Source organism: Marinobacter sp. JSM 1782161, assembly GCF_011421605.1.
Taxonomy (GTDB): domain Bacteria; phylum Pseudomonadota; class Gammaproteobacteria; order Pseudomonadales; family Oleiphilaceae; genus Marinobacter_A; species Marinobacter_A bohaiensis.
The window spans coordinates 543891-567977 of record NZ_WSSA01000004.1 but is presented as its reverse complement, the minus strand read 5'-3'; the positions used below and the strand labels follow the sequence as shown (position 1 = coordinate 567977).

Genomic DNA, 24087 nt, shown 5'->3' with positions numbered 1-24087 from the left:
AGCATCGACCGGGCGCTGCCGACAGTCCGGAAGACGTGTTAACCTGTTGCTGGCGCAGGACGCGCCGTTACCGTCTGTAACAGGGAGACCCGCCCAGCCACACGCATAAGGCCCGGCCACTCGCTGTATAAGGAAGACACACCAGGAAAGACACAGCGGCTGGTTTTCGACCGGTCGCCCCGGAGGGAATCGGGATGCCAGATACCACACCGTGGCCGACGGACGAGCGGCCCCGCGAACGCCTGCTGAAACATGGCGCGGACAGCCTGACCGACGCCGAACTGCTTGCTATTTTCCTGCGCACCGGCACCGCCGGCCAACCGGTGATGGCGCTGTCGCGCTCGCTGATCGAGGAGTTCGGCAGCCTGCGTGCGATGATGACGGCCTCGGCGGAGCGCTTCTGCGCCATTCGCGGTCTGGGCACCGCCAAGTACGCCCAGTTGCAGGCCGCTCAGGAAATGGCCCGGCGCGTGTTCGACCACGCCCTGGATCAGGGCGAGCCCCTCACCTCGCCCGACGACACCCGCCGTTACCTGGCCAGCCGCCTGGCCCACTACCCGCATGAGGTGTTCGCCGCCCTGTTCCTGGACAACCGCCATCGCATCCTGCGCTACACCGAACTGTTCCGCGGCACCATCGACGGGGCGGCGGTGTATCCCCGGGAGGTGGTGCGCCAGGCGCTGGAGCACAATGCGGCGGCAGTGATTTTCGCCCACAACCACCCGTCCGGTGTGGCGGAGCCCAGCCAGGCGGACATCAGCCTGACCCGGCGTCTGTCCGACGCCCTGACGCTGGTGGATATCCGCGTCCTGGATCACATGGTGGTCGGCCATGGCGAGGTGGTTTCGCTGGCCGAACGCGGGCTATTATGAGCGGCTCGAACCACGCGACATGCGTAGTGACCGAAAGAACTGATCAAATTCCCAACATTTTTTTGCGTTGGGTTTTGCATTCTGGTATAAAAGCGTCCCTTTCTGGCGGCGTCTGGCGAGCACCCAGAGGCGCGAAATAAAGAATTCCGTATTTCAGGACTTAAGAGCTCAGGTCGGAGGCAAACATGTCCAGAGTCTGTCAGGTTACCGGTAAGCGACCGGTCACCGGTAATAACGTTTCTCACGCGATGAACCACACCAAGCGTCGTTTTCTGCCGAATCTGCAGAACCATCGCTTTTGGGTAGAGTCTGAAAAGCGCTTTGTTAAGCTGCGCGTTTCTACCAAGGGTATGCGTATCATCGATAAAAAAGGCATTGACGCTGTGCTGGCCGACCTTCGTGCCCGCGGCGAGAAAGTGTAAGGAGCCGCATCATGCGCGAGAAGATTAGACTGGTATCATCAGCAGGAACGGGTCACTTCTACACGACCCACAAGAACAAGCGCAACACGCCTGAAAAGATCGAGATCAAGAAGTACGATCCGGTCGTTCGCAAGCACGTTGCCTACAAGGAAGCCAAGATCAAGTAATTGGTCTGCTTCTAAAAAAGCCGGCGCTCACTCAGGTGACCGCCGGTTTTTTTGTGCCCGTTATTCCAGTGTCCCGAGCGACGCCCAGGTCCGGCTGCCCCCGAAAAGACGTCAGATTCCCGAGAAAACGTCAGAATTTTTCGACGTAGCCCGATGGCAGGGCGATGTCCATGGCAATCGGCAGGTGATCGGACACCGGATGGTTTACCACCTCGGCGCGACGGATCTCCAGCGACGGACTGACCAGGATGTGGTCCAGCGCCCGCTCCGGCCGCCAGCTGGGGAAACTGTGGGCGGTTTCCGGCAGCGGCACCAGGTCGGTCTCGGACAACGGAGTGCGGTTAAGCAGCTGGTCGGCGTGATTGTTCATGTCCCCCATCAGCACCACATGCCGGTAGTCGCCGATCAGGTCGCGGATGAAACCAAGCTGACGGTGCTGGGCCTGGGCGCTGAGTGACAGGTGCATGATGACCAGCACCAGCGGATCCGCCGGATCGCCGTAACGGGCAACGATGGCGCCACGCCCCGGAATCAGGGCCGGCAGCTTGTGTTCGGTCACGTCCAGCGGGCGATAGCGGCTCAGCAGCCCGTTACTGTGCTGGGCCAGGCGCCCCAGATTGCGATTGAGCTGCTGGTACCAGTAGGGAATCTGGGCGGCTTCGGCCAGGTACTGCACCTGGTTGATAAAGCCGCTGCGCAGGCTGCCGCCATCACACTCCTGCAGCGCCACCACATCGTAGTTGCGCAGCAGGGTGGAGATCTTGTCCAGGTTGTCGTTTCGACGGCGATGGGGCAGCACGTGCTGCCAGCTGCGAGTTAGGTAATGGTGGTAGGAGGAGGTGCTGATGCCCACCTGGATGTTGTAGGTGAGCAGCCGGATATGCCGCTGGGGCTCGAACTCCGGCACGTGCTCCATGCCGGAGCAGGCCCCTTTTGCGTTTTCCTGGCCTACCAGACCGGTAAGCTGCCTGCGGATCCGCTCGTACATACCCTGCTAACCCTTCAGCCCCTTGATCGGCGGCCTCAGTTTGCGTTGCGCTCCTTCTCGACCAGGTAATCGATTACCTTGATCATGTTCTCGTGGCTCCCGGCCATGGAAGCGGTGACCTTGTATTTACCATTAACAATCATAGTCGGAACCCCGGTGATGCGGGCCGCGCGGACAAAGGATTGGGCCTGCTGCATCTTGGCGTTGACGCCGAAGCTGTTGAACGTCTTCACGAAACGGTCCTTGTCCACACCGTAATCGGTCAGGAATTCGCCAATGTCTTCAGCCGAGGTCAGGCGCTTGTGATCCCGCGCCAGGGCGTCAAACATCGCGTCGTGCGTCTTGCTCAACACGTCCAGGGCCTGGGTGGTGTAGAACGCCCGGGCATGAACTTCCCACAGGCGCCCCAGGGCGGCCGGCACCAGCACAAAATCCACGTCGCTGGGCTTCTGGGCCGCCCAGTTTTCGATCAGCGGCTTGAACGCGTAGCAATGGGGGCAGCCGTACCAGAAAACTTCGGTGACTTCGATGTGGTCAGGGTTGCGGGTGGGGATGGGGCTATCCAGACGTTGATAATCCTTGCCTTCCTGCCATTCCGCCGCCTGCACCGTTGCCGCCAGGGGCAGGAGCAGCAGCGCACAAAGCCAGCCTTTCCAGAATTTCGACATTATTTACTCCTGAGTAGATTTTCGCAGGACCTGTGACCCCGGACCTGCGCGAAAGTTCGAGCCACGTCGGTCGGCGGCCTTCGCAAACCCGCATTATTGCGACTCGATCCGGCCCACGCAACGTCGCCACCAACAAAAAACCCTCGCCAAAGCGAGGGTTTCCATGATGCCCGGGACTGGTCAGTGCAGGCCTGAAACGTAGCTGGCCACCGCCCTGATTTCGTCGTCGGTCAGGCGCGAGGCCACGTCCACCATGATCTGACTCATACTGCCGGTGTTACGCTCGCCGCCACGATAGGCCTCGAGCTGCTGGATCACGTACTCCGGGTGCTGGCCGCTGAGGCGTGGGAAACCGCCCGGCTCGTTGCCCATGCCCTGCGGGCTGTGACAGCCGGCACATGCGGGCACCCCGCTGGCCAGGTTGCCGCCGCGGTAAAGCTGCTCTCCGCGCGCCACCAGTTCGGGATCGGCCTTGCCAATGGGCGTCTGCTGCTGATCGTAATACGCGGCCAGATCCTGCAGATCCTGCTCGGACATGCCATCCAGCAGGCCGGTCATCTCAGCGATCGGACGATCGCCGGACTTGATGTGTTGCAACTGGCGATAGAGGTAGGCTTCGCCCAGCCCCGAAAGCTTGGGGTAAGCCGGCTGGATCGGCGCCGCTCCGGACTGGCCGTGGCAACTGGCGCATACGGCCGCCTTGGATTCACCGGCCTGCGGATCACCATCGGCGTATGCCGACGCCACCAGCCCCCATCCCAGAAAAACCGCCGCGATCCACTGTTTCATGCTCGCCCCGCTCTCAATCAGATTATTCGGATTCTTATCGTGGCCCGGTCGTCGGATGGCCCGCCGTTACCGGCCCTTGGCCCGCTTTTGCTGTGGTACTATACATTAGTTCCTAGGCAGGCTCTGTTCAATTCCCTAGTTATTCTAGTGACTTTGCGCGAGTTTGCCCGTCCGTACCCGCCCACATTCATCCACAGGGAAGCCGTTAGACCGTGCCCGAGTCGACCGCCGGCGATGCCGCAGCCAAACCGATTGCCTACAACAGCGCCCGATTCCTGACCAGCGCCTCAAAGGTGGCCGAGTGCCCCACCGATGAGGGCAGCGAGGTGGCGTTCGCCGGCCGTTCCAACGCCGGCAAGTCCAGCGCCATCAACGCCATTACGGTCAACAGCAAGCTGGCCCGCACCAGTAAGACCCCTGGCCGCACCCGGCTGATCAACTTTTTCACGCTGAACCGCCCCGGCTGCCGGCTGGTGGACCTGCCGGGCTACGGCTACGCCAAGGTGGCCAAGGACATGCAGGATGACTGGCAGCAGCATCTGGACGATTACCTGTCCCGCCGCGAATGCCTGCGCGGCCTGGTGCTGGTGATGGACATCCGCCACCCGCTGCAGGATTTCGACCGCATGATGATCGAGTGGTGCGAACACAGCGGGCTGCCGCTGATGATCCTCGCCACCAAAGCGGACAAGCTGAAATCCGGGCAGGCCAAACAGGCCATGCTCAGGATCCGCAAGGCGCTGGAAGGACTTGAGTGCGTGGAGCACCTGATCCAGTTTTCCGCCCTCAAGAAGCAGGGCCTGGACACGGCCCGCGACGCCCTGACCGGCTGGCTGGAGTCGGAGCCGCACGAGATTACGGTGGCGCCCTGAGGGCCGGCCCGGCAGGGCGGCCTGTTATCGTTTCCATGGTCTGGAAGATGGGTAGACGGGCACCTGACGGCGCCTCCGAAGCTGAAGCTTCGGCTACATTTTTGGGGAATGTATCGGGGAAAGGGGTATTACCCAGACACTTCAAGGCCGGAAAAAAGCTCCCGGCTTGCAGGAGCCGGGAGAACGTCAGGGTTTTGCTTTCAGCTAAAACCTGAGCTTGGCGCTCAGGAAGACGCAACCAGTAATCCGTTCTGGTCCACGTCTACCCTATACGACATCCCTTCCATCCTTGAGTTCCTGAATTATTCGCTCGCTTGCGTCCGTAATAACCCCGACATGAGACCGTCGCCCGGCACGGCACCCAGCAGGGCCGGCCGGTAGCGTTCGCGGATGGCCATGACATCCCGGTAGTAAGGCTCACGCAGGTAGGGCATTTCCAGGGTCAGCACCTGGTAGATGCCCTGCTTGAGCTGATCGCGGGTGATGCTGTCGTAGGCTTCGCTGGCGTGCGCTGTTTTCAGGAACGCCATCCAACTGGTGATCACCAGCCAGACATTCAGGGCCATGGCCTCTTTCAGCGCTTCGGTCTGCACTTCGAACAGACCGCCGTCGGTCAGGCCCGAGAAGATACGGCGAATAGCGTCCAGACAGCGGGTGGTGAAATCCCGGTAGTCCTCCCGCAGGCGTTCGTCGTTATCCAGCAGGAATTCCAGGTCACGGTGCAGGAATCGGTAGCTCCAGAGACCGTCGAACACCGACTCCAGGTAGAACATCATGTCGTCCAGGCCCAGCGGCCGGTCGTCGGGAATCTCCAGGTAATAGTTCACCAGCTTCTCGTACTCCTGGAAGATCTCGTAGATGATGTCCGACTTGTTGCGGAAGTGGTAATAGAGGTTGCCCGGCGATATGCCCAGGTGGGCGGCGATGTGGTTGGTCGTGACGTTGCGTTCGCCACGCTCGTTGAACAGTTCCAGACTGGTCAGCAGGATCTTGTCGCGTGTTTTCATACAGCAGGCTTTTTGTCTTATGTAACAGGCCGTTGGCGAATGTCGGCCGACCGGGAAATCCACCCCGTCAAACCCCAGCCAGGCAGTCTGGCCCGAACGGCCAGCCACCACCCTTGACTCCCTAGAGTATATACTCTAATAATAGCCCCAACCACAAATCGAATAATTTTTGAACACCCAACCATGGCCGCTTCGGCTGCCCTGACAACGCCGTCACACCCGTCTCCAGGCTTCAAGGGGAACGTGCAATCGGCAACGGGCCGGAGTCGTGCGAGGAGACAACCATGACTGCGAACGTCGTTCACCTGACCGAAAGCAAGAAGCAGATCCAGCAGACGGCGCGAATTTTCGAGGAGCAGCGCCAGGCGTTTCGCCGTAATCCCGATCCGTCCCTGACCGAGCGCCGCGAAAACCTCAAGCGTCTCAAGCGCCTGCTGCTGGACAACGAAGACCGCCTGATCGAGGCCGTGGACCGCGACTTCAGCTGCCGCTCCGCCGATGAAACCCGGATTGCCGAGCAGATGCCGAGCGTGCAGGGTATCAACTACGCCCTCAAACATCTGGCGGAGTGGATGAAGCCCTCCCGCCGCAGCGTTTCCATGCTGTTCCAGCCGGCCAGCAACAAGGTGCACTACCAGCCGGTTGGTGTGGTGGGCATCATCGTGCCCTGGAACTACCCGCTGATGCTGTCCATGGGACCGCTCACCGCCGCCCTGGCCGCCGGCAACCGGGCGATGATCAAGATGTCCGAGTTCACACCGCATTTCTCGGCCCTGATCAAGGAGCTGATCGAGGACCGCTTCCCCCAGGATCTGGTCAGCGTGATCAACGGCGACGCCGACGTGGCCGCCGACTTCACCACCCGCCCTTTCGATCATCTGCTGTTCACCGGTTCCACCGCGGTGGGCCGCCACGTGATGCGGGCGGCGGCGGAGAACCTGACGCCGGTCACCCTGGAGCTGGGCGGCAAGTCGCCGGCGATCGTTTCCGACGACGTCCCCATGCGCGACGCCACCGAGCGGCTGGCCTTCGGCAAGGCGGTCAACGCCGGCCAGACCTGCGTGGCCCCAGATTACGTGCTGTGCCCGGCGGATCGGCTGCAGACCTTCATCGACGAGTTCCGTACCCGGCTGGCCAGCATGTACCCGACGCTGCGGGACAATAACGACTACACCGCCATCATCAACGAGCGTCACTACCAGCGCCTCAACGGCCTGCTGGAGGACGCCCGCAGCAAGGGGGCGAAAATCGTCGAGATCAACCCCGCGGCGGAGAACCTGGGGGACGGCGGCCGCAAGATGGCCATGCACCTGGTGCTGAACCCGACCGAAGACATGCGGGTGATGCAGGAGGAGATCTTCGGCCCGATCCTGCCGGTGGTCACCTACGCCAGCCTCGACCAGGCCCTGGACTACATCAACGACCGCCCACGCCCACTGGCCCTGTATTACTTCGGCTACGAAAAGGATGCCCAGGACTACGTGACCCGCAACACCCACGCCGGCGGCATGTGCATCAACGACACCCTGATGCACGTGGCCCAGGACGACCTGCCCTTCGGCGGGGTCGGCGAATCCGGCATGGGCCACTACCACGGCAAGGAAGGCTTCCTGACCTTCTCCCACGCCAAGTCGGTATACAGCCGCCAGCGCATCAACAGCGGCCGTTTCGTGTACCCGCCCTACAACACGCCGTTCCACAAGATGGTGTACCGGATGTTCATCCGCTGATAGCGGTAGCCGGATCGGGGCTGCGCCACCATGGCGCAGCCTGCACCTGATTTGAACAGCCCTGTAAAGTCAGGCTACTATCGCGCTGCATCCATGTCAGCGAGGGCTCCCCATGAACACAGTTGTCTACCCCGGCACCTTTGATCCGGTGACCAACGGCCATGTCGACCTGATTGCCCGGGCTTCCCGGCTGTTCGATACCGTGATCGTCGCCGTGGCGGCCAGCACCAAGAAAAACCCGTTGCTCTCGCTCGACGAACGCATTCACCTGATCGAGGCGTCCACCGCGGACATGTCGAACGTCAAAGTGGTGGGCTTCAGCAAGCTGCTGGCCGACTTCGTCCAGGAACAGGGCGCCAACATCCTGATCCGCGGCCTGCGGGCGGTGTCCGACTTCGAGTACGAGTTCCAGCTGGCCGACATGAACCGGCGCCTGGCTCCGGGTGTGGAGAGTATCTTCCTGACGCCGGCCAACCACCTGTCCTATATTTCCTCCAGCCTGATTCGCGAGATTGCGTCGCTGGGCGGCGATGTCACGGAATTCGTACCGCCGGTGGTGGCACAGGCCCTGCACGACAAATTCGACCGGGGCTGATGCGCCAGGCGCCGGGCTGACTCACCGTCTCCCGGGCGTTTGGGTAAAATGACGCCATTACGCCGGGCGACGGGATCTGCGTCATCCATCCCGGCAAGTGCACCGAGTGCGTCGGTCACCATGATGAACCACAATGTCAGCAGGTGTGTCCGGTGGACGGCATTCCGCTCGACCTGGCGCACCAGGAATCCCAATCGGAACGGATGGACTCAACCATCGACTGACAGGAGCCTGATCATGATGGCACGGACGCCCGGAACCCCCTTTCTTCTCACGGTATTGCTGCTTCTGGGTGGCTGCGCCACCACCTTCCCGCCCAGCGCCGGTGATACCGACACCCGTGCCGTCGCCAGCGCCCATCCCCTGGCCACCGAGGCCGGCCTGGACGCTCTCCGCAACGGGGGCAACGCCTTTGATGCGGCGGTGGCCACCGCCGCGGTGCTGGCTGTCGTGGAACCCTACAGCGCGGGCATGGGCGGCGGCGGATTCTGGCTCCTACAGGAGGGCGACGGCACCACCCGCTTCGTCGACGCCCGGGAGAAAGCCCCCGCCGCCAGCACCCGCACCATGTACCTGGACGCCGACGGCAACGTCCACCCCGACAAGCTGTCCATCAACGGCCCCATGGCCGCCGGCATCCCCGGCCAGCCCGGTGCCTTCGTCCACATCAGCGAACGCTACGGCCAGCGGCCATTGCAGGCCAACCTGCAGGCCGCCATCGACCTGGCCCGCGATGGTTTCCCGGTGGACGAGCGCTACCAGGACCTGGCCCGCTGGCGCCTCGACATCCTGCAGCGCTATGCCGCCACCCGGGACACCTTCCTGCAGAACGGCCAGGTTCCGGCACTGGGCACGCTGATCCGCCAGCCGGCGCTGGCCAACACCCTGCAGACCCTCGCCGACCGGGGCTGGGACGGCTTCTACGACGGCCCCGTGGCGCGCCGGCTGGTGGACGATGTCCGCGCGGCCGGCGGCATCTGGCAATTGCAGGATCTGCGCGACTACACCGTCGAGGAACGCGAGCCGGTGGTGATCCACTACGGCGACGCCACCGTCTGGAGCGCGCCGCCGCCCTCCTCCGGCGGCATCGCCCTGGCCCAGATGTTCGGCATGATGACCCAGCGGCCGTTCGGGGACGTGTTCAGCACGGACGATGCGCTATCCCGCGTCCAGTACCGTGTGGAGGTGATGCGCCGGGCCTACCGCGACCGCGCGGTCTACCTGGGGGACCCGGATTACACCGACATCCCGGTCGACCACCTGCTCGACCCGGCCTACCTGAATCGGCTCATGGCCGGCGTCGATCCCGACCGGGCCACTCCCAGCACCGCCCTCGACGGCGTCCCCAGCGCCGGCACCCACACCACGCACCTGTCGGTAATGGACGCCGCCGGCCGTAAGGTCAGCGCCACCCTGAGCATCAACCTGCCGTTCGGCTCCGGCTTCCTGTCCGGGGCCACCGGCGTGCTGCTCAACAATGAGATGGACGATTTTGCCATGAAGCCCGGCGTGCCCAACGCCTACGGTCTGGTGGGCGGCGAGGCCAACAGCATTGAGCCCGGCAAACGGCCGCTGTCGAGCATGACGCCGAGTATCCTGCAGTCCGGCGACCGTACCGCCATCATCGGCACGCCGGGCGGCAGCCGCATCATCACCATGGTGTACCTGGGCCTGCTGGACGTGATGGCCGGCCGCGACGCCGACGCCATCGTGGGCGCGCCGCGCTATCACCACCAGTACCTGCCGGACGTCATCCAGCACGAACCGGATACGTTTACCGCGGACCAGAAGGCGGCCCTGACGGCCAAGGGTTATGAGCTCAAGGATGTGGGGCGCCGCTACGGCAATATGCAGCTGATCCTGCGGGATCAGGAGAGCGGAGAGGTCAGCGCCGCGGCCGACCCCAGGGGGATCGGCGCGGCCAGGGTGGAAGCCGCCGATACGGAGACCGGCGGCTAGCCGCCATCAGAGCAGCGGCGGAATCGGCATTTCCCGGCCGTTCAGGTTGACGGCCATGTCCGCCACCTCGGCCTCGATGCGATAACGGTCGCCATCCCGGGTCAGGATACCCTGTTGAACCAGGTTCTCCAGGTTGGCGGCCATTTCCGGCTCCGACTGGAACAGCGCCACCGGGGCGGACAGGTCGAGTTCGCCGGTCAGTTGCTGCACGATCAGCGGCATGTCCGCGCGCTGGTCGGCCGGCACGGCCGGATGAGACAGCTTCCAGTGGCCGGTGATGTCGCCGTCCGACGATTTCAGGTCGATGGTTGGCATGCCGATGGTCAGACCGGCCGCGGCGACGCCCTTGGCGGCCTGACTGAACTTCTGCATCAGCATCATCTGCTGTTGGAACAGGGCCTGCTGGGTCATGTTGGGATCCGGCTGCGCCTGCAGCATCTGGATTTCCGTGGCCACCGACTGGAACCGGGTCCAGGCCGCCACGTCCAGGTTGTCCAGCACAATATCCACGCGATGCGGGCCGTAGCTGTCGTCGCCGACGCTCACCTCGTCCAGCAGGAACGACGCCTCCGACGACAGCTTGGTGTCATCTTTCTCGGGACGGGTGTCGCTGGTCACGGTCAGCCCTTCCAGGTGCACCGGTGCCTGGTCCCCGTCCACCAGATCCATACTGGCGATGGTCATCTCCGCGTCGCCGGACCACAGGCTGTCCGCCACACGCTGGGCTTCCTGGGTCAGCTCGAAGTCATCCAGGCTGGCGCGCATCCCGCCGCTGCGCAGGATCACGCCCGGCCAGCGCACGTTGGCCTCCACGTGATCGCCGGCGTCGGTGATCTTCGCCCAGCCGTATGCTTCGGTGGTGTTGAGGGTCTCGCCGGTGGCGTCGTCCACCAGATCAATGGCCGGCACGTTGAAGTCCGCCTCCAGGGTGCCCCACAGCCAGCTCTTGATGCGCAGATTGGGCAACTCATCCGGGAACAGGGCGGTCAGGGTTTCGCCTTCGCGGACCGGCTCCAGGTTCACGCTGCTGCTGAGCACGCCGTGAGTGGCCTCGCCGTTGAACGCCAGGCGGTGGACCTCACCGGTGTCCGGGTCAGTGACCTCGGCGTAGCCGGCCAGGTCGGCGCCAAAGTAGTGGCGCTCATAAGTCTCTGTCACCACCGTGGCGATGGGCTGATCGCTGTTAAAGCGGGCGACCGCGTTCTGCCACTGCTGTTCAGTGGCCACGCCGACACCGTAGGGCGCTGCGAGAATAACGACGACCAGCACCACGGCCCCGGCCAAAATCCATTTTTTCATGTACTGCTATCTCCTGATTCATGAATGGCCTGCCGGGCCCCCTCGATCGCCTCGCACAGATGATGCAGGCCGTCGACCAGGCGCAATGTGGGACGCACCAGGGTATCCGGGGGAAGCAGGACGAGCTGATCGTAGTCTACCGCCGGCGTCGCGCCAAGCGCACGCCAGCGTGCGAACACCATTTCGTCAGCATCGCCGTCCGCAGCCACGATGAGCTCGGGCTGTCGTTCGATCACCGCTTCTTCGCTGACCGTCGCGGTTTTTCCCGGCAGGTCCGCAAAGATATTGATTCCGCCACAACGTTCAATGGCGTCCGTCACATATTGGTCAGACGCCAGGGTCATCAGCGGCTGATTCCACACCTGGTAGAACACCCGAATCGTTTGCCGGGTACCGTAGCGTCGGGTCAGATCCGCCAGGCGTTCACGATAGACACGGGCCTCGCCGGCGGCAAGGGAGTCACGACCGGTCAACTGGCCCAGTCGCTCCAGGACGTCGGGCACCGCCGTCAGGCTGGCCGATTCCAGCACGAACACGGTCAGGCCCAGCGCCCGCAACCGGGCGATGGTCTGCGGCCCGTTGCCGCTGCGCCAGGCCACCACCAGGTCCGGCCGCAGGGCCAGGATGCGCTCCACGTCGACGCGATCGTGGCTGCCAACGCGCGGCAGCGACCGGGCGGCGGGCGGATAATCGCTGTAGGCACTGGCGCCGACGATACGATCCCCCAACTGGAGGGAATACAACAGTTCGGTGATGTGCGGAGCCAGACTGACGATGCGCTGCGGCGGAGACGGCAGCGAAACGGCATCGCCGCTGTCGTCGACGGCCTCCAGGGCACTGCAGCCCAGCGCCCAGCACGCCAGCAGCAGCCCCGCCAGCCCCCGTGTGATCAGCACCCACCTCACTTGCCGGTCAGTCGCTCCAGCAGGAGCAGTTGCGACGCCAGGCGCTCCTCGCCTTCAGCGGGGGTGTTGCGCCGGTAGTTGCCGTCGGACTGCAGTTCCCAGCTCTGGCAGTTGTCCGCCAGGTAGGTTTCCAGCTCCGAGCGCACCCGATCGGCCAAGTCGCGGTCTTCCACCGGGAAGGCCACTTCCACCCGGTTGATCAGGTTGCGCACCATGCCGTCGGCGCTGGAGCAGTACACCTCGAACTTGCCACCATGGCCGAAGTAGTAGACCCGGGTATGCTCCAGGAAACGGCCGATGATCGAGCGCACGTGGATGTTCTCGGACAGACCCGGCACGCCCGGGCGCAGGCAGCAGATGCCGCGGATGATCAGGTCCACACGCACCCCGGCGCGGGACGCCCGGTACAGCGCCTGCATCACTTCTGGCTCGGTCAGGGCATTGATCTTCATGATGATGTGGCCGCGTTCGCCCAGCTGCGCCTCTCGGTCGATCAACTCGATCAGGCGCTTGTGCAGGGTGAACGGGGCGTGGAACAGCTTCTTGATCTTGAGCGCCTTGCCCATCCCGGTCAGCTGCTGGAACAGCTTGTTGACGTCGTCGCCCAGGGCGTCGTCCGCCGACAGCAGGCTGTAATCGGTGTACAGGCGGGCGTTGCCGGCGTGGTAGTTGCCGGTGCCCAGGTGGACGTAGCGCTTGAGCTTGCCCTCCTCGCGCCGCACGATCAGGATCATCTTGGCGTGGGTCTTGTAACCCACCACCCCGTAGACCACGATCACGCCGGCCTCCTGCAGGCGGCTGGCCAGCTCCAGGTTCTCCGCCTCGTCGAAGCGCGCCCGCAGCTCGATCACGGCGGTCACTTCCTTGCCACGGCGGGCGGCGTCCATCAGCGCCTCGACGATTTCCGAGTCGGCACCGGTGCGGTACAGGGTCTGGCGGATGGCCAGCACCTGCGGGTCCTTGGCGGCCTGGCGCAGGAAGTCGACCACCGGGGTAAAGCTTTCATAGGGATGCAGCAGCAGCACCGGTTTCTGGCGGATCGCCTCGAACATGCCCTCAGTGTTGCGGATCTGGCGCGGCACCGCCGGCGAGAAGCCGCTGTAACTCAGGTCCGGCCGGTCCACCAGGCCGCCCACCGCCATCAGTCGGGTCAGGTTGACCGGACCGTGGACGCGATACAGCTCCCGTTCGGTCAGGCCGAACTCCTTGAGCAGGAAGCCGGTCAGCTCTTCCGGGCAGTTGTCCGCGACCTCCAGGCGCACGCCGTCGCCGAAGCGGCGGCTGAGCAGCTCGCCACGCAGGGCCGAGGCCAGGTCTTCCAGGTCGTCCTCCAGCTCCAGGTCGGCGTTCCGGGTGAGGCGGAACTGGTAGCACCCCTTCACTTCCATACCCGGGAACAGCTGGTCGGTGTGGGCGTGGATCATGGACGACAGGAACACGAGATTGTCGCCGCCGTTACAGATGTCGTCCGGCAGGCGCACCAGGCGCGGCAGCGAGCGCGGCGCCGGCACGATGGCCATGCCGGTCTCGCGGCCGAAGGCGTCCTTGCCGTCCAGCTCGACGATGAAGTTGAGGCTCTTGTTGACCAGGCGCGGGAACGGGTGCGACGGGTCCAGCCCGATCGGATTGACCACCGGCAGGATTTCATCCTCGAAATAGCGACGCACCCACTCCGCCTGTTCGGCGGTCCAGTCCCGGCGCCGCACGAAGTGGATGTTCTCCCGCTCCATGGCGGGGATCAGCTCGTTGTTGAGGATGTCGTACTGCTCGTGGATGTAGTCGTGGGCGACTCGACCGATCTCGTTCAGCAACTGCTCCGGCAACAGGCCGTCCGGGCCCACGCTTTCGCGGCCGTATTTCATCTGCTGGCGCAGGCCGGCGACGCGGATCTCGAAGAACTCGTCCATGTTGCTGCTGAAGATGCAGCAGAACATCAGGCGGTTGATCAGGGGATGGGTGTCGTCCATCGCCTGCTGCAACACCCGATAGTTGAACTGCAGGTGACTCAACTCGCGGTTGAAGTAGTTCTCGCTGGCGGTCAGGTCCGGCAGCTTCTCTTCGCTGACCGCGTTGTCGGCGGTGGCTTCCATTTCGGTGGTCATAGTCTGTCGCGTTCCCGAGAGTCAGTGTGCGACGGCTTACCCCTGATCGCGCAGGAGCTGGGCCGCCCGCTTGGCAAAATAGGTCAGAATGCCGTCGGCGCCGGCGCGGCGCAGGCACAGCAGGCTTTCCATCATTACGGCGTCTCCGTCCAGCCAGCCGTTCTCGGCCGCCGCCATGTGCATGGCGTACTCGCCGCTCACCTGATAGACAAAGGTGGGCACCTGCAGTTCGGTCTTCACCCGGTGGACGATGTCCAGGTACGGCATGCCGGGTTTGACCATCACCATATCGGCGCCTTCGGCCAGGTCGGCAGCCGTCTCGTGCAGGGCCTCGTCGCTGTTGGCCGGGTCCATCTGGTAGGTGGCCTTGTTGCCCTTGCCCAGGTTGGAGGCCGAACCGACGGCGTCGCGGAACGGGCCGTAGTAGCTGGACGCATACTTGGCGGAATACGCCATAATGCGGGTATTGATGTGGCCAGCCTCCTCCAGCGCTTGGCGAATGGCGCCGATGCGGCCGTCCATCATGTCCGAGGGGGCCACCACGTCGGCGCCGGCGTCGGCATGGGACAGCGCCTGGCGCACCAGGGCCTCGACCGTGATGTCGTTGAGCACGTAACCGTCGTCGTCGAGGATGCCGTCCTGGCCGTGGGAGGTGAACGGGTCGAGGGCCACGTCGGTGATCACGCCCAGCTCCGGACACGCCTGCTTGATCGCGCGCGTGGCGCGCTGGGCCAGTCCCTCCCGATCCCAGGCGCCGGAGCCATCCAGGTTTTTCAGTTCCGGCGGCGTGACCGGGAACAGGGCGACGGCGGGAATCCCCAGCCGTACCAGTTCCTGAGCCTCCTCCACCAGGAGATCGATGCTCATGCGCTCCACGCCCGGCATGGACGGCACGGCTTCGCGCTGATTGTCGCCCTCAAGGATGAACACCGGGTAGATCAGGTTATCGGCACTCAATCGGTTCTCGCGCACCATACGGCGGCTGAAGTCGTCCTTGCGGTTGCGGCGCAGTCGGGTAGCGGGGAATTGACGGTGGTTGGCAGAAAACACAGCGGGACCTCCTGGAACATGCGATTGAGGGGCGCCAACAGCGCCGGGCAGCGGGGACGGCAACCGGCTCTGATCGGCTTGACCGGAGCGAACGTATCCCACGCTAATTCAACGCATTATAGCGAGGCTAACGACGAAATGTGACAGCCTGTAGACAGCCGCGCCAGATCGCCATGCTGCGCTTTATAACGTCGGAACAGTAAGTTGCCCGTTTCCGGATAGAATTGTGACAGACACACTGTAACGTCGACGGCATGAGCGGGTCTGTAGACAGGACCCCCTATTCGACAACTCGACAACGCCACCCAACAAAGGAAGCCCCATGACCACCTCGCGCAAAGTCGTCCTGTTGCTTGCCATCCTCCTGGCCGTCGGCCTGTTCTTCAGCCTCGACCTCGGCCGCTTCCTCAGTCTGGACTACATCACCAGTCAGCGCGACCTTTTGCAGCAGCAGGTGGCGGCGCATCCCTGGGTGAGCGGGCTGGCTTTCTTCCTGATCTACATCGCCGTGACCGGCTTGTCACTGCCCGGGGCGGCGGTGCTGACCCTGCTGGGTGGCGCGCTGTTCGGACTGGCATGGGGGCTGCTGGTGGTGTCCTTTGCCAGCTCCATCGGCGCCACCCTGGCGTTCCTGGCATCCCGCATCCTGTTCCGGGAGAGCGTTCAGCGTCGCTTCGGCGACTCCCTGCGCTCGGTCAACCGCGGTGTCGAACGGGACGGCAGCTTCTACCTGTTCGGCCTGCGCCTGGTACCGGTGTTTCCCTTCTTCGTGATCAATCTGGTCATGGGCCTCACACCAATGAAAGCGGCCCGCTTTTACTGGGTCAGCCAACTGGGCATGCTGCCGGGCACCCTGGTGTACGTGAACGCCGGCACGCAGCTGGGGCAGGTCGACAGCCTGGCCGGCATCGTGTCGCCGGGCCTGATCGGCTCCTTCGTGCTGCTGGCGCTCTTCCCGCTGATCGCCCGCCGCGTCATGAACGCCATCCGGCATCGGCGCCTGCTCAAGCCCTACAGCAAACCGGCGCGCTTCGACCGCAACCTGGTGGTGATAGGCGCCGGCTCGGCCGGGCTGGTAACCGCCTACATCGCAGCGGCCACCCGCGCCAGCGTCAGCCTGGTGGAGCGGCACCGCATGGGCGGCGACTGTCTGAACACCGGCTGCGTGCCCAGCAAGACCCTGATCAAGAGCGCCCGCATCGCCCACGATGCACGTCGCTCCGATCATTTCGGCATCGACACCGGCCCGGTCAGCGTCAACTTTCCTGCCGTCATGGAACGGATACAGTCAGTGATCCAGACCATCGAACCCCACGATTCGGTGGAGCGCTATACCGGCCTCGGCGTGGACTGCATCACTGGCTCGGCGCGCATTCTCGATCCCTGGCGGGTGGAGGTGGACGGCCGTGTGCTGACCACCCGCAACATCGTCATCGCCACCGGGGCGCGCCCGTTCGTGCCGCCCATCGAGGGCATCGAACAGGTGCCGTACTACACCTCCGACACCATCTGGTCCCTGCGCCAGGCTCCGGGAAAAATGCTGATCCTGGGCGGCGGCCCCATCGGCTGCGAACTGGCCCAGGCCTTCGCCCGGCTGGACGTGCCGGTAACCCAGGTGGACCTGGCGCCACGCATCCTGCCGCGCGAGGACGAAGACGCCGCACGGCTGGTGGAGCGCAGCCTGGTGGCGGACGGCGTCGACCTGCACACCGGCACCCGGGCCATCCGCTTCGAGGCCGGTGACGGTCTGCACACGCTGGTATGCGACCGGGACGGGACGGAAATCCGCATCGAATTCGACACCCTGCTGCTGGCCGTGGGCCGCAAAGCCAACACCGACAGTCTGGGACTGGATAAGCTGGGCATCGACCTCAATGCCAACGGCACCGTGCAGGTGGACGAGACCCTGCAGACCCGCCTGCCCGGCATCTACGCCTGTGGCGATGTGGCCGGCCCCTACCAGTTCACCCACGCCGCGGCCCACCAAGCCTGGTACGCCAGCGTCAACAGCCTGTTCGGCACTTTCCGCCGCTTCAAGGTCGACTATAGGGTGCTGCCCTGGACCACCTTCACCGATCCGGAAGTGGCCCGCGTGGGCCTGAACGAACAGGAGGCCGCCGAACAGGGCATCGAGGTGGAGGTGACCACCTACGGCCTGGATGACCTGGACCGCGCCATCGCCGAGGGTGATGCCGAAGGCTTCGTGAAAGTGCTGACACCGCCGGGCAAGGACCGCATCCTCGGCGCCACCATTGCCGGCCATCACGCCGGGGAGCTGATCACCGAGTTCATCAGCGCCATGAAACACGGCTACGGGCTGAACAAGATCCTGGGCACCATCCACGTCTATCCGACGCTGTCGGAAGCCAACAAGTTCGCAGCCGGCAACTGGAAAAAGGCCCACGCGCCGGAAGCGGCCCTCAACCTGCTGCAGCGCTTCCACCGCTGGCGCCGGGGAGGCACCCGCGAGCAGGATGCGACGCCGGCCCACCCCGAATCTCCCGGTGGGCCGAGCTGACAGGGCTTCGACAGAAAGGGCGGCTGCAAGTCATTGACCGGCGGCCTATAATTAACGACAGGATTTTCCGGGAAAGACAGGACCGGGCAAGGGCGTCCGGCTCCCGGGAACACTGGAAACCGGCCCCGCCAGAGAGGCGTGGCGGGGCCGCAAGAGAATGATCAGATCGACCGGTTGTTGAAGCCCGGCTCTGCCTTTCTGGGCGCATCCGAGCGCAGTGTTGTGTCCAGCTCGGTGATCTGGCCGCCCCGACTCAGGAATTCCTCGATATCCGCCTCAAGCTTCGCACGAATGCGTGCCCGGGCAGCAACGGTGTGGTTATCCTCGGTGTCGGCGCTCCAGTTGTTGCTGGAACTGTCCAGATTGCTTTCGTCGAGTTCACTCATGGGTTTACCTCCATCAGCGAAAACAAACCTGGGATCCGACGCTCGGTCGGACCCGTCTCGGCCTCGGAAGCCACTCACTGCCGTGCCTTGCCCGACTATATAATCCCGAATTGTTGCATTGACTATTCACGACCAAGGTGTTTTTTGTAACGTTTTGTAACCAGCCTGATCTAACCTCCGGAATCTCCGCTGAAATAGGGATTATGGGTCCTGTTGTCACGAGCCTGTAAAGCAGACACCACAACGATTGACACAAAAAATGAATAGTGATTCACTTCTTTTAGGGAGACGCCATGGCCTACCGTGAAACCGAGAAAATGCGGCTGCGTAAAGCGGAAATCCGCCAGCGCATTCTCAGCTGCGCCCTGGACCGGGTCGCCGAGGGCGGTTTCCGCCATGCCCAGATCAACCAGGTGGCCGAGAAAGCGGAGGTCGCCACCGGCACGGTATACCGGCATTTCGAATCCAAGGCGGAGCTGTTCGCCGAGGTCTTCCGGCTGGCCACCGAGCGCGAAGTCAGCAAGGTCGGCGAAGCCCTGAACGGCGACGGCCCGGTGCCGCAGCGCCTGGAAAGGGCCCTGCGCCAGTTCGCGGTTCGCGCAATGCATGGCCCGGTACTGGCCTGGTCGCTGATCGCCGAGCCGGTGGATCCGGCCGTGGAGGGCGAACGCCTCGCCTACCGGCACGCCTACGCCGAGTTGTTCGAACGCGCCATCCGCGAGGGCATCGGCGAAGGGTCGCTGCCCTCGCAGGACGCACGACTGAGCGCCACCTGCCTGGTCGGTGCGGTGGCCGAAAGCCTGGTGGGCCCCCTGGCGCCGACGCAACAGACGACACAGCAGGACACAACATCGCCCACCCTGAGTGAGGCGCAAATAACAGACCTGGTCGACCCCATCATCACTTTCTGCCTGCAGGGAGTGACCGGCCAACGGAGATAACGTCATGAACGCACCGCATCCGTCCCCTGCCGCGTCCGGCGAGGAGCGCTACCTGGCCAGCACCCACGAGGTCGTCAACCAGCCGCCGGCGCTGGAAAACTACAATCTGTATCATCAGGATCGGGCGTTGCAGGAAGGCGCCCGCCGGGAGGGAGCGGATTGGGCCCGCGACGAACTCGACGCCTACGGCGCCCTCACCGGCCGGGCCGACAGCATTGAGCTGGGCTTTCTCGCCAACGAGAACAAACCGGTCTTCCACACCCACGACCGTTTCGGTCACCGCCTGGACCTGGTCAAGTTCCATCCCGCCTACCACCAGTTGATGGACATGGGCCTGAGCCACGGCCTGCACAGCAGCCCCTGGACCGATCCGGGCCCGGGTGCACACGTGGCCCGGGCCGCCAAGTACTACATGCATTCCCAGGTGGAAGCGGCCCACGGCTGCCCCATCACCATGACTTTCGCCGCCGTGCCGTCGATCCGCCAGCAACCGGATCTGGCCGAAGCCTGGCTGCCCAGGGTCACCGCGCGCGGCTACGACCCGCGCAACGTGCCGGACGCGGACAAGAACGCGGTCACCATCGGCATGGCCATGACCGAGAAACAGGGCGGTTCCGACGTGCGCGCCAACACCACCCGCGCCTACCCGGTGGGCCAGGGGGGGCCGGGTAAGGCCTACGAGCTGGTGGGTCACAAGTGGTTTGTGTCGGCCCCCATGTGCGATGCCTTCCTGGTGCTGGCCCAGGCCCCCGGCGGCCTGTCCTGCTTCCTGATGCCACGCTGGCGCCCGGACGGGACCAAGAACCCCTGGCAGATCCAGCGCCTCAAGAACAAGATGGGCAACGTGGCCAACGCCTCCAGCGAGGCCGAGCTGCGCGGTGCCCTGGCCTGGATGGTGGGCGAGGAAGGCCGGGGCGTGCCCACCATCATCGAAATGGTCGCCATGACCCGTTTCGACTGCATGATCGGCAGCTCCGGCGGCATGCGCCAGGCCGCCGCCCAGGCCCTGCACCACTGCCGCCACCGCGCCGCCTTCGGTGCCCGACTGAGCGAGCAGCCGCTGATGCAGAACGTGCTGGCGGACCTGGCCCTGGAAAGCGAGGCGGCCCTGGCCATGACCTTACGTGTGGGCCGTTCCCTCGACCATCAGCACAGCGAGCAGGAACGCCTGTTCACGCGCCTGGCCACGCCGGTGGGCAAGTACTGGATCTGCAAGCGCACGCCGAACCACGCCTACGAGGCCATGGAGTGCATCGGCGGCAGTGGCGTGATGGAAGACTGCATCATGCCCCGGCTGTTCCGGGAATCCCCGGTCAACGCCATCTGGGAGGGCAGCGGCAACGTGCAGTGCCTGGATACCCTGCGCGCCCTGCAGAAATCCCCGGAAAGCCTGGACGCCTATTTCGCCGAAGTCGCCCAGGCTCGCGGCGCCGACGTCCGTTTCGACCGGTTCCTGGCCCGGTTGCAGGCCGACTTCGGCCGCCAGGACGACCTCCAGTACCGCGCCCGCAATCTGGTGGATCGCCTGGCGCTGGCCCTGCAGGCTTCGCTGCTGCTGCGCCACAGCACCCCGGCGGTCGCCGACGCGTTCTGCGCCAGCCGCCTGGAACACCACGGCGGCCTCAATATCGGCAACCTCCCCGCCGGCACCGATGCCGCCGCCATCATCGAGCGGGCGACGCCTGTCGTCGGTTGACGGACCTGTAGTAAAGTGGTGATCAGGGCTGCGGTGCCGCAGCCCTGCCCTGTTTCACGAGCCTGTCCGGAGTTTCCCCATGTCAGAAGCCATGCGCCGGTTGCTGGAAGCCACCGGAGACCACCCCGTCATCACCCCGCACCTGGGCGTGCTGACCCTGCACTTCCAGGTCTACGGCTGCGACGACATCAAGGCCAAGCGCCGCGCCTTCGCCGCCCTCAAGGCAATCTGGGGCAAGGAGTCGGACCTCGCGGTGGCGGAAACCGGCGACCTCGACGCCCTGGACCGGGCCACCTGGTCGATAGCCGCGCTGGGCACCTCGACCCAACTGATCCAGCAGCGCCTGGACCAGGTGGAGAAAGCCATCGAGCAGCGCATCGACGCGCCGGTGCTCGATGTGCATCGGGAGATGCTCTAGCCCCTCGTTGCCCCGGCCAAGCGGCGCTCTGGTCTCCCTATTGATGACGCCTTATACTACGCGGCCCCATGAGAGTCATGGCAGGACAGCCGTGAAAGGCCCTGAAACAGGGACGCCAGAGCAGTCGCCCGGAGGATCCCGGACCTGCGACAATGAAACGGGCCCAGGCCCGAATCACGATGCGACCTGTCGGGCGTTACCCGGCGGGGACGGCATCAACCACTGCAATGTGTGTGGCGCGTATGACCGGTAAGAAGAAAACGGCTCAGGCCTCGCTGGAGGCCATGTATCGGGTATTCACGGTACCCGAGGCCCCCGAATCCACCCTGAGCCGCATCGATCAGGACATTAGCCGAAATCTGGCGGGTTTCCTGCAGGAACACATCGTCGCCATCGAGCGCGACCTGGGCGATGTGGTGAAGGACTTCAGCGAGTCCGCTGTCCCCGAAAAACCCATTTTCGTCTCAGAGCAGACCCAGTTCCTGCTGGACAAGCTGGTCGCCCACTCGGTGCATACCGCTTCCCCCAGCTTCATCGGGCACATGACCTCGGCGCTGCCCTACTTCATGCTGCCGCTGTCGAAGATCATGATCGCGCTGAACCAGAACCTGGTGAAGACGGAAACCTCCAAGGCCTTCACGCCGCTGGAGCGCCAGGTGCTGGGCATGATTCACCGGCTGGTCTACAACGAGGACAGCGCCTACTACCGCAAGTGGATGCACGATCCGCGCTTTGCCCTGGGTGCCATGTGCTCGGGCGGCACCGTCGCCAACCTGACCGCCCTGTGGGTGGCGCGTAACGCGGCGTTCCCGGCGGAAGGCAGCTTCCGCGGCCTGCATGAGGAAGGCCTGTTCCGCGCCCTGCGCTACTACGGCTACGAAGGCGCCGCCATCCTGGTGTCACGCCGCGGCCACTACTCGCTGCGCAAGGCCGCCGACGTACTGGGCCTGGGCCGCAGCTCGCTGGTCTCCGTGCCTACCGACGACAACAACCGCATCCAGACCGACGCCCTGCGCGAGAAATGCCTGGAGCTGCAGGCGCAGAAGATCAAGGTCATGGCCATCTGCGGCATCGCCGGCACCACCGAGACCGGCAGCGTCGATCCGCTGGACGCCATGGCGGACATCGCCACCGAGTTCGGCGCCCACTTCCACGTGGACGCCGCCTGGGGCGGGCCGACCCTGTTCTCGCGCACCTACGGCCCGCTGCTCAAGGGCATCGAGAAGGCGGACTCGGTCACCTTCGACGCCCACAAGCAGCTGTACGTGCCCATGGGCGCCGGCCTGGTGGTGTTCCGCGACCCGGCCATGGTCAACGCCATCGAGCACCACGCCCAGTACATCATCCGCAAGGGTTCCCGCGACCTGGGCAGCACCACCCTGGAGGGCTCTCGCCCGGGCATGGCCATGCTGATCCATTCCGGCCTCAAGATCCTGGCGCGGGAGGGCTACGAGCTGCTGATCGACCAGGGCATCGAGAAAGCCAGGCGGTTCGCCGAGATGATCGACGGGCGGGACGATTTTGAGCTGGTCACCCGTCCCGAGCTCAACATCCTGACCTACCGCTACTGCCCGGCGGACACCCAGCGAGCGCTGGAGCAGGCGGACACGCTGCAGTCCGAGCGCATCAACGCCTCTCTCAACCGCATCACCAAGTTCCTGCAGAAGACCCAGCGCGAGCACGGCAAGGCGTTCGTCTCCCGGACCCGGCTGGAGCCGGCCAAGCACCATCGCTACCCTTGCGTGGTGTTCCGGGTGGTGCTGGCCAACCCGCTGACCACGCCGGAGATCCTGCGCGACATCCTCATCGAGCAGGCCGAACTGGCCGGCCACGACGAGATCCGGGACGAGATGAACGTGCTGCAGAACCTCACCGACGCGGTGCTCTCGCCGCAGCAGGCTCATCGCGCCTGAAGCGCGAACGGTTGTGATCCGGGTGTGATCTGGCGCTATACTGCGCGTAAAACAACAACAGACACACAGGAGCCAATCATGACCAAAAGCGCAGACCAGTGGTTCGAGGAATACGGCGAGAGCCATCGCAACCCGACCAACAAAGCCATCCACTGGGTGGCCGTGCCGGTCATTTTTACCACCATCGTCGGCCTGATCTGGTCGATCCCCACGCCCGCCGCGTTTGACGCCGTGCCCTGGCTGAACTGGGCGACCCTGGCGCTGATCATCACCACCGCCTGGTACGTGCGACTGTCGCCGGCCCTGGGCGTGGGCATGGCGCTGTTCAGCGTGCTGATGGTGGCAGTGATCGCCGGTTTTGAAAGCACCCAGCTGATGCCGGTGTGGGCCGCTTCGCTGATCCTGTTCGTGGTGATGTGGATTCTCCAGTTCGTCGGCCACCACCTCGAGGGCAAGAAACCGTCCTTCTTCAAGGACATCCAGTTCCTGTTGATCGGACCGGCGTGGCTGATGGGCTTTATCTACCGGAGCCTCGGGATTCGATATTGAGCCGATCAGGGTTACGGGTGCGGGAAGGCCTTTAGCGGGCGCTTTAGCTTCCTGAGCCGCCGAAACGATACCCTCTCGGCATCGTTTAATAACCGACCTGCGTTAACACCGGGGACCGGATGCCCTTGCCGAAGGAAGGACAGGGACGTCCTGGTCGCTATTCTGGCCAGGGACGACCATTAATAGCAGCGCAGGCAAGGGCATCCAGGCGCTTCCCGCCTGAGGCCACAGTCTGGCGAAC

General features: G+C 64.3%; 22 protein-coding genes and 1 pseudogene. 14 read left to right on the top strand and 9 right to left on the bottom strand.

Annotation, left to right across the window (positions count from 1 at the left end):
- The first annotated feature begins 188 nt into the window (after nt 1-188).
- The 3 genes from radC (at nt 189) to rpmG (ending at nt 1461) form a co-directional block, all read left to right on the top strand.
- Nucleotides 189-872, top strand: a complete 684-nt coding sequence (radC, locus tag GQB00_RS18985; protein ID WP_228160656.1) for a RadC family protein — start codon at nt 189-191, stop codon at nt 870-872.
- Between the two features lie 185 nt (nt 873-1057).
- Nucleotides 1058-1294 carry a 50S ribosomal protein L28 gene (rpmB, locus tag GQB00_RS18980; RefSeq protein ID WP_092020087.1) on the top strand — a complete coding sequence of 79 codons (237 nt, stop codon included), beginning with the start codon at nt 1058-1060 and terminating at the stop codon, nt 1292-1294.
- 11 nt (nt 1295-1305) lie between these two features.
- Nucleotides 1306-1461 (top strand): 50S ribosomal protein L33, encoded by a 156-nt coding sequence (gene rpmG, locus GQB00_RS18975; protein WP_111496926.1) that lies wholly within the window; start codon nt 1306-1308, stop codon nt 1459-1461.
- A gap of 130 nt (nt 1462-1591) precedes the next feature.
- Here rpmG and GQB00_RS18970 read toward each other — a convergent pair whose 3' ends face one another.
- From GQB00_RS18970 to GQB00_RS18960, 3 genes are all read right to left on the bottom strand, one after another.
- A complete protein-coding gene (locus tag GQB00_RS18970; RefSeq protein WP_111496927.1) occupies nt 1592-2449 on the bottom strand; it encodes an endonuclease/exonuclease/phosphatase family protein in 858 nt (285 codons plus the stop codon).
- Nucleotides 2450-2484: 35 nt separating this feature from the next.
- Complete coding sequence (locus GQB00_RS18965; protein ID WP_111496928.1) at nt 2485-3117, bottom strand: thiol:disulfide interchange protein DsbA/DsbL; 633 nt, start codon at nt 3115-3117, stop codon at nt 2485-2487.
- A gap of 180 nt (nt 3118-3297) precedes the next feature.
- A complete protein-coding gene (locus GQB00_RS18960) occupies nt 3298-3906 on the bottom strand; it encodes a c-type cytochrome (protein WP_111496929.1) in 609 nt (202 codons plus the stop codon).
- 212 nt (nt 3907-4118) lie between these two features.
- Here GQB00_RS18960 and yihA point away from each other — a divergent pair, with 212 nt between their 5' ends.
- Nucleotides 4119-4778, top strand: coding sequence for a ribosome biogenesis GTP-binding protein YihA/YsxC (gene yihA / locus GQB00_RS18955; protein ID WP_165857422.1), 660 nt, complete (start codon nt 4119-4121; stop codon nt 4776-4778).
- Between the two features lie 302 nt (nt 4779-5080).
- Here yihA and GQB00_RS18950 read toward each other — a convergent pair whose 3' ends face one another.
- Nucleotides 5081-5785 (bottom strand): TetR/AcrR family transcriptional regulator, encoded by a 705-nt coding sequence (locus GQB00_RS18950; RefSeq protein ID WP_165857421.1) that lies wholly within the window; start codon nt 5783-5785, stop codon nt 5081-5083.
- Nucleotides 5786-6069: 284 nt separating this feature from the next.
- Here GQB00_RS18950 and GQB00_RS18945 point away from each other — a divergent pair, with 284 nt between their 5' ends.
- The 4 genes and pseudogenes from GQB00_RS18945 to ggt all read left to right on the top strand — a co-directional run bounded on the left by GQB00_RS18945 (nt 6070) and on the right by ggt (nt 10069).
- A complete protein-coding gene (locus GQB00_RS18945; RefSeq protein ID WP_165857420.1) occupies nt 6070-7515 on the top strand; it encodes a coniferyl aldehyde dehydrogenase in 1446 nt (481 codons plus the stop codon).
- Between the two features lie 112 nt (nt 7516-7627).
- The gene (coaD, locus tag GQB00_RS18940) at nt 7628-8110 is read left to right on the top strand and encodes a pantetheine-phosphate adenylyltransferase (RefSeq protein ID WP_165857419.1); all 483 of its coding nucleotides are present in this window, start codon (nt 7628-7630) and stop codon (nt 8108-8110) included.
- A 47-nt stretch (nt 8111-8157) separates the two neighbouring features.
- Nucleotides 8158-8334 (top strand): annotated as a pseudogene (locus GQB00_RS18935) (ferredoxin); the annotation flags it as partial.
- A gap of 13 nt (nt 8335-8347) precedes the next feature.
- Complete coding sequence (ggt, locus tag GQB00_RS18930; RefSeq protein ID WP_165857418.1) at nt 8348-10069, top strand: gamma-glutamyltransferase; 1722 nt, start codon at nt 8348-8350, stop codon at nt 10067-10069.
- 6 nt (nt 10070-10075) lie between these two features.
- Here the strand turns inward: ggt and GQB00_RS18925 are convergent, their stop codons facing one another.
- The 4 genes from GQB00_RS18925 to hemB are packed head-to-tail and all read right to left on the bottom strand — an operon-like array spanning nt 10076 to nt 15425.
- Nucleotides 10076-11368 carry a DUF945 family protein gene (locus GQB00_RS18925; protein ID WP_165857417.1) on the bottom strand — a complete coding sequence of 431 codons (1293 nt, stop codon included), beginning with the start codon at nt 11366-11368 and terminating at the stop codon, nt 10076-10078.
- Nucleotides 11365-12264 carry a cobalamin-binding protein gene (locus GQB00_RS18920; RefSeq protein WP_165857416.1) on the bottom strand — a complete coding sequence of 300 codons (900 nt, stop codon included), beginning with the start codon at nt 12262-12264 and terminating at the stop codon, nt 11365-11367. Before GQB00_RS18920 ends, GQB00_RS18925 begins: the two co-directional genes overlap by 4 nt.
- 5 nt (nt 12265-12269) lie before the next feature.
- Entirely contained in the window at nt 12270-14375 is a 2106-nt protein-coding gene (ppk1, locus tag GQB00_RS18915) for a polyphosphate kinase 1 (RefSeq protein ID WP_111496937.1), read from the bottom strand.
- Between the two features lie 36 nt (nt 14376-14411).
- Nucleotides 14412-15425, bottom strand: coding sequence for a porphobilinogen synthase (gene hemB, locus GQB00_RS18910; RefSeq protein WP_111496938.1), 1014 nt, complete (start codon nt 15423-15425; stop codon nt 14412-14414).
- 322 nt (nt 15426-15747) lie between these two features.
- On the opposite strand from hemB, the gene GQB00_RS18905 reads away from it, so the two are divergent.
- Complete coding sequence (locus GQB00_RS18905; protein WP_165857415.1) at nt 15748-17943, top strand: FAD-dependent oxidoreductase; 2196 nt, start codon at nt 15748-15750, stop codon at nt 17941-17943.
- A gap of 161 nt (nt 17944-18104) precedes the next feature.
- Here the strand turns inward: GQB00_RS18905 and GQB00_RS18900 are convergent, their stop codons facing one another.
- Entirely contained in the window at nt 18105-18329 is a 225-nt protein-coding gene (locus GQB00_RS18900; RefSeq protein WP_111496940.1) for a hypothetical protein, read from the bottom strand.
- 293 nt (nt 18330-18622) lie between these two features.
- Here GQB00_RS18900 and GQB00_RS18895 point away from each other — a divergent pair, with 293 nt between their 5' ends.
- The 5 genes from GQB00_RS18895 to GQB00_RS18875 all read left to right on the top strand — a co-directional run bounded on the left by GQB00_RS18895 (nt 18623) and on the right by GQB00_RS18875 (nt 23846).
- A complete protein-coding gene (locus tag GQB00_RS18895; protein WP_165857414.1) occupies nt 18623-19270 on the top strand; it encodes a TetR/AcrR family transcriptional regulator in 648 nt (215 codons plus the stop codon).
- Nucleotides 19271-19274: 4 nt separating this feature from the next.
- A complete protein-coding gene (locus GQB00_RS18890) occupies nt 19275-20966 on the top strand; it encodes an isovaleryl-CoA dehydrogenase (protein ID WP_165857413.1) in 1692 nt (563 codons plus the stop codon).
- A 79-nt stretch (nt 20967-21045) separates the two neighbouring features.
- Nucleotides 21046-21384, top strand: coding sequence for a DUF503 domain-containing protein (locus GQB00_RS18885; RefSeq protein ID WP_165857412.1), 339 nt, complete (start codon nt 21046-21048; stop codon nt 21382-21384).
- A gap of 242 nt (nt 21385-21626) precedes the next feature.
- Nucleotides 21627-23297, top strand: a complete 1671-nt coding sequence (panP, locus tag GQB00_RS18880; RefSeq protein WP_111496944.1) for a pyridoxal-dependent aspartate 1-decarboxylase PanP — start codon at nt 21627-21629, stop codon at nt 23295-23297.
- A 78-nt stretch (nt 23298-23375) separates the two neighbouring features.
- Nucleotides 23376-23846, top strand: coding sequence for a DUF962 domain-containing protein (locus GQB00_RS18875; RefSeq protein WP_111496945.1), 471 nt, complete (start codon nt 23376-23378; stop codon nt 23844-23846).
- The last annotated feature ends 241 nt before the right edge of the window (nt 23847-24087 follow it).

What these genes read in the sequence shown, in the direction of transcription:
- rpmB (WP_092020087.1), top strand. Translation starts at nt 1,058, where the DNA reads ATGTCCAGAGTCTGTCAGGTTACCGGTAAGCGACCGGTCACCGGTAAT.
- rpmG (WP_111496926.1), top strand. Translation starts at nt 1,306, where the DNA reads ATGCGCGAGAAGATTAGACTGGTATCATCAGCAGGAACGGGTCACTTC.
- GQB00_RS18970 (WP_111496927.1), bottom strand. Translation starts at nt 2,449, where the DNA reads ATGTACGAGCGGATCCGCAGGCAGCTTACCGGTCTGGTAGGCCAGGAA.
- GQB00_RS18965 (WP_111496928.1), bottom strand. Translation starts at nt 3,117, where the DNA reads ATGTCGAAATTCTGGAAAGGCTGGCTTTGTGCGCTGCTGCTCCTGCCC.
- GQB00_RS18960 (WP_111496929.1), bottom strand. Translation starts at nt 3,906, where the DNA reads ATGAAACAGTGGATCGCGGCGGTTTTTCTGGGATGGGGGCTGGTGGCG.
- GQB00_RS18950 (WP_165857421.1), bottom strand. Translation starts at nt 5,785, where the DNA reads ATGAAAACACGCGACAAGATCCTGCTGACCAGTCTGGAACTGTTCAAC.
- GQB00_RS18945 (WP_165857420.1), top strand. Translation starts at nt 6,070, where the DNA reads ATGACTGCGAACGTCGTTCACCTGACCGAAAGCAAGAAGCAGATCCAG.
- coaD (WP_165857419.1), top strand. Translation starts at nt 7,628, where the DNA reads ATGAACACAGTTGTCTACCCCGGCACCTTTGATCCGGTGACCAACGGC.
- ggt (WP_165857418.1), top strand. Translation starts at nt 8,348, where the DNA reads ATGATGGCACGGACGCCCGGAACCCCCTTTCTTCTCACGGTATTGCTG.
- GQB00_RS18925 (WP_165857417.1), bottom strand. Translation starts at nt 11,368, where the DNA reads ATGAAAAAATGGATTTTGGCCGGGGCCGTGGTGCTGGTCGTCGTTATT.
- ppk1 (WP_111496937.1), bottom strand. Translation starts at nt 14,375, where the DNA reads ATGACCACCGAAATGGAAGCCACCGCCGACAACGCGGTCAGCGAAGAG.
- GQB00_RS18905 (WP_165857415.1), top strand. Translation starts at nt 15,748, where the DNA reads ATGACCACCTCGCGCAAAGTCGTCCTGTTGCTTGCCATCCTCCTGGCC.
- GQB00_RS18900 (WP_111496940.1), bottom strand. Translation starts at nt 18,329, where the DNA reads ATGAGTGAACTCGACGAAAGCAATCTGGACAGTTCCAGCAACAACTGG.
- GQB00_RS18895 (WP_165857414.1), top strand. Translation starts at nt 18,623, where the DNA reads ATGGCCTACCGTGAAACCGAGAAAATGCGGCTGCGTAAAGCGGAAATC.
- GQB00_RS18890 (WP_165857413.1), top strand. Translation starts at nt 19,275, where the DNA reads ATGAACGCACCGCATCCGTCCCCTGCCGCGTCCGGCGAGGAGCGCTAC.
- GQB00_RS18885 (WP_165857412.1), top strand. Translation starts at nt 21,046, where the DNA reads ATGTCAGAAGCCATGCGCCGGTTGCTGGAAGCCACCGGAGACCACCCC.
- panP (WP_111496944.1), top strand. Translation starts at nt 21,627, where the DNA reads ATGACCGGTAAGAAGAAAACGGCTCAGGCCTCGCTGGAGGCCATGTAT.
- GQB00_RS18875 (WP_111496945.1), top strand. Translation starts at nt 23,376, where the DNA reads ATGACCAAAAGCGCAGACCAGTGGTTCGAGGAATACGGCGAGAGCCAT.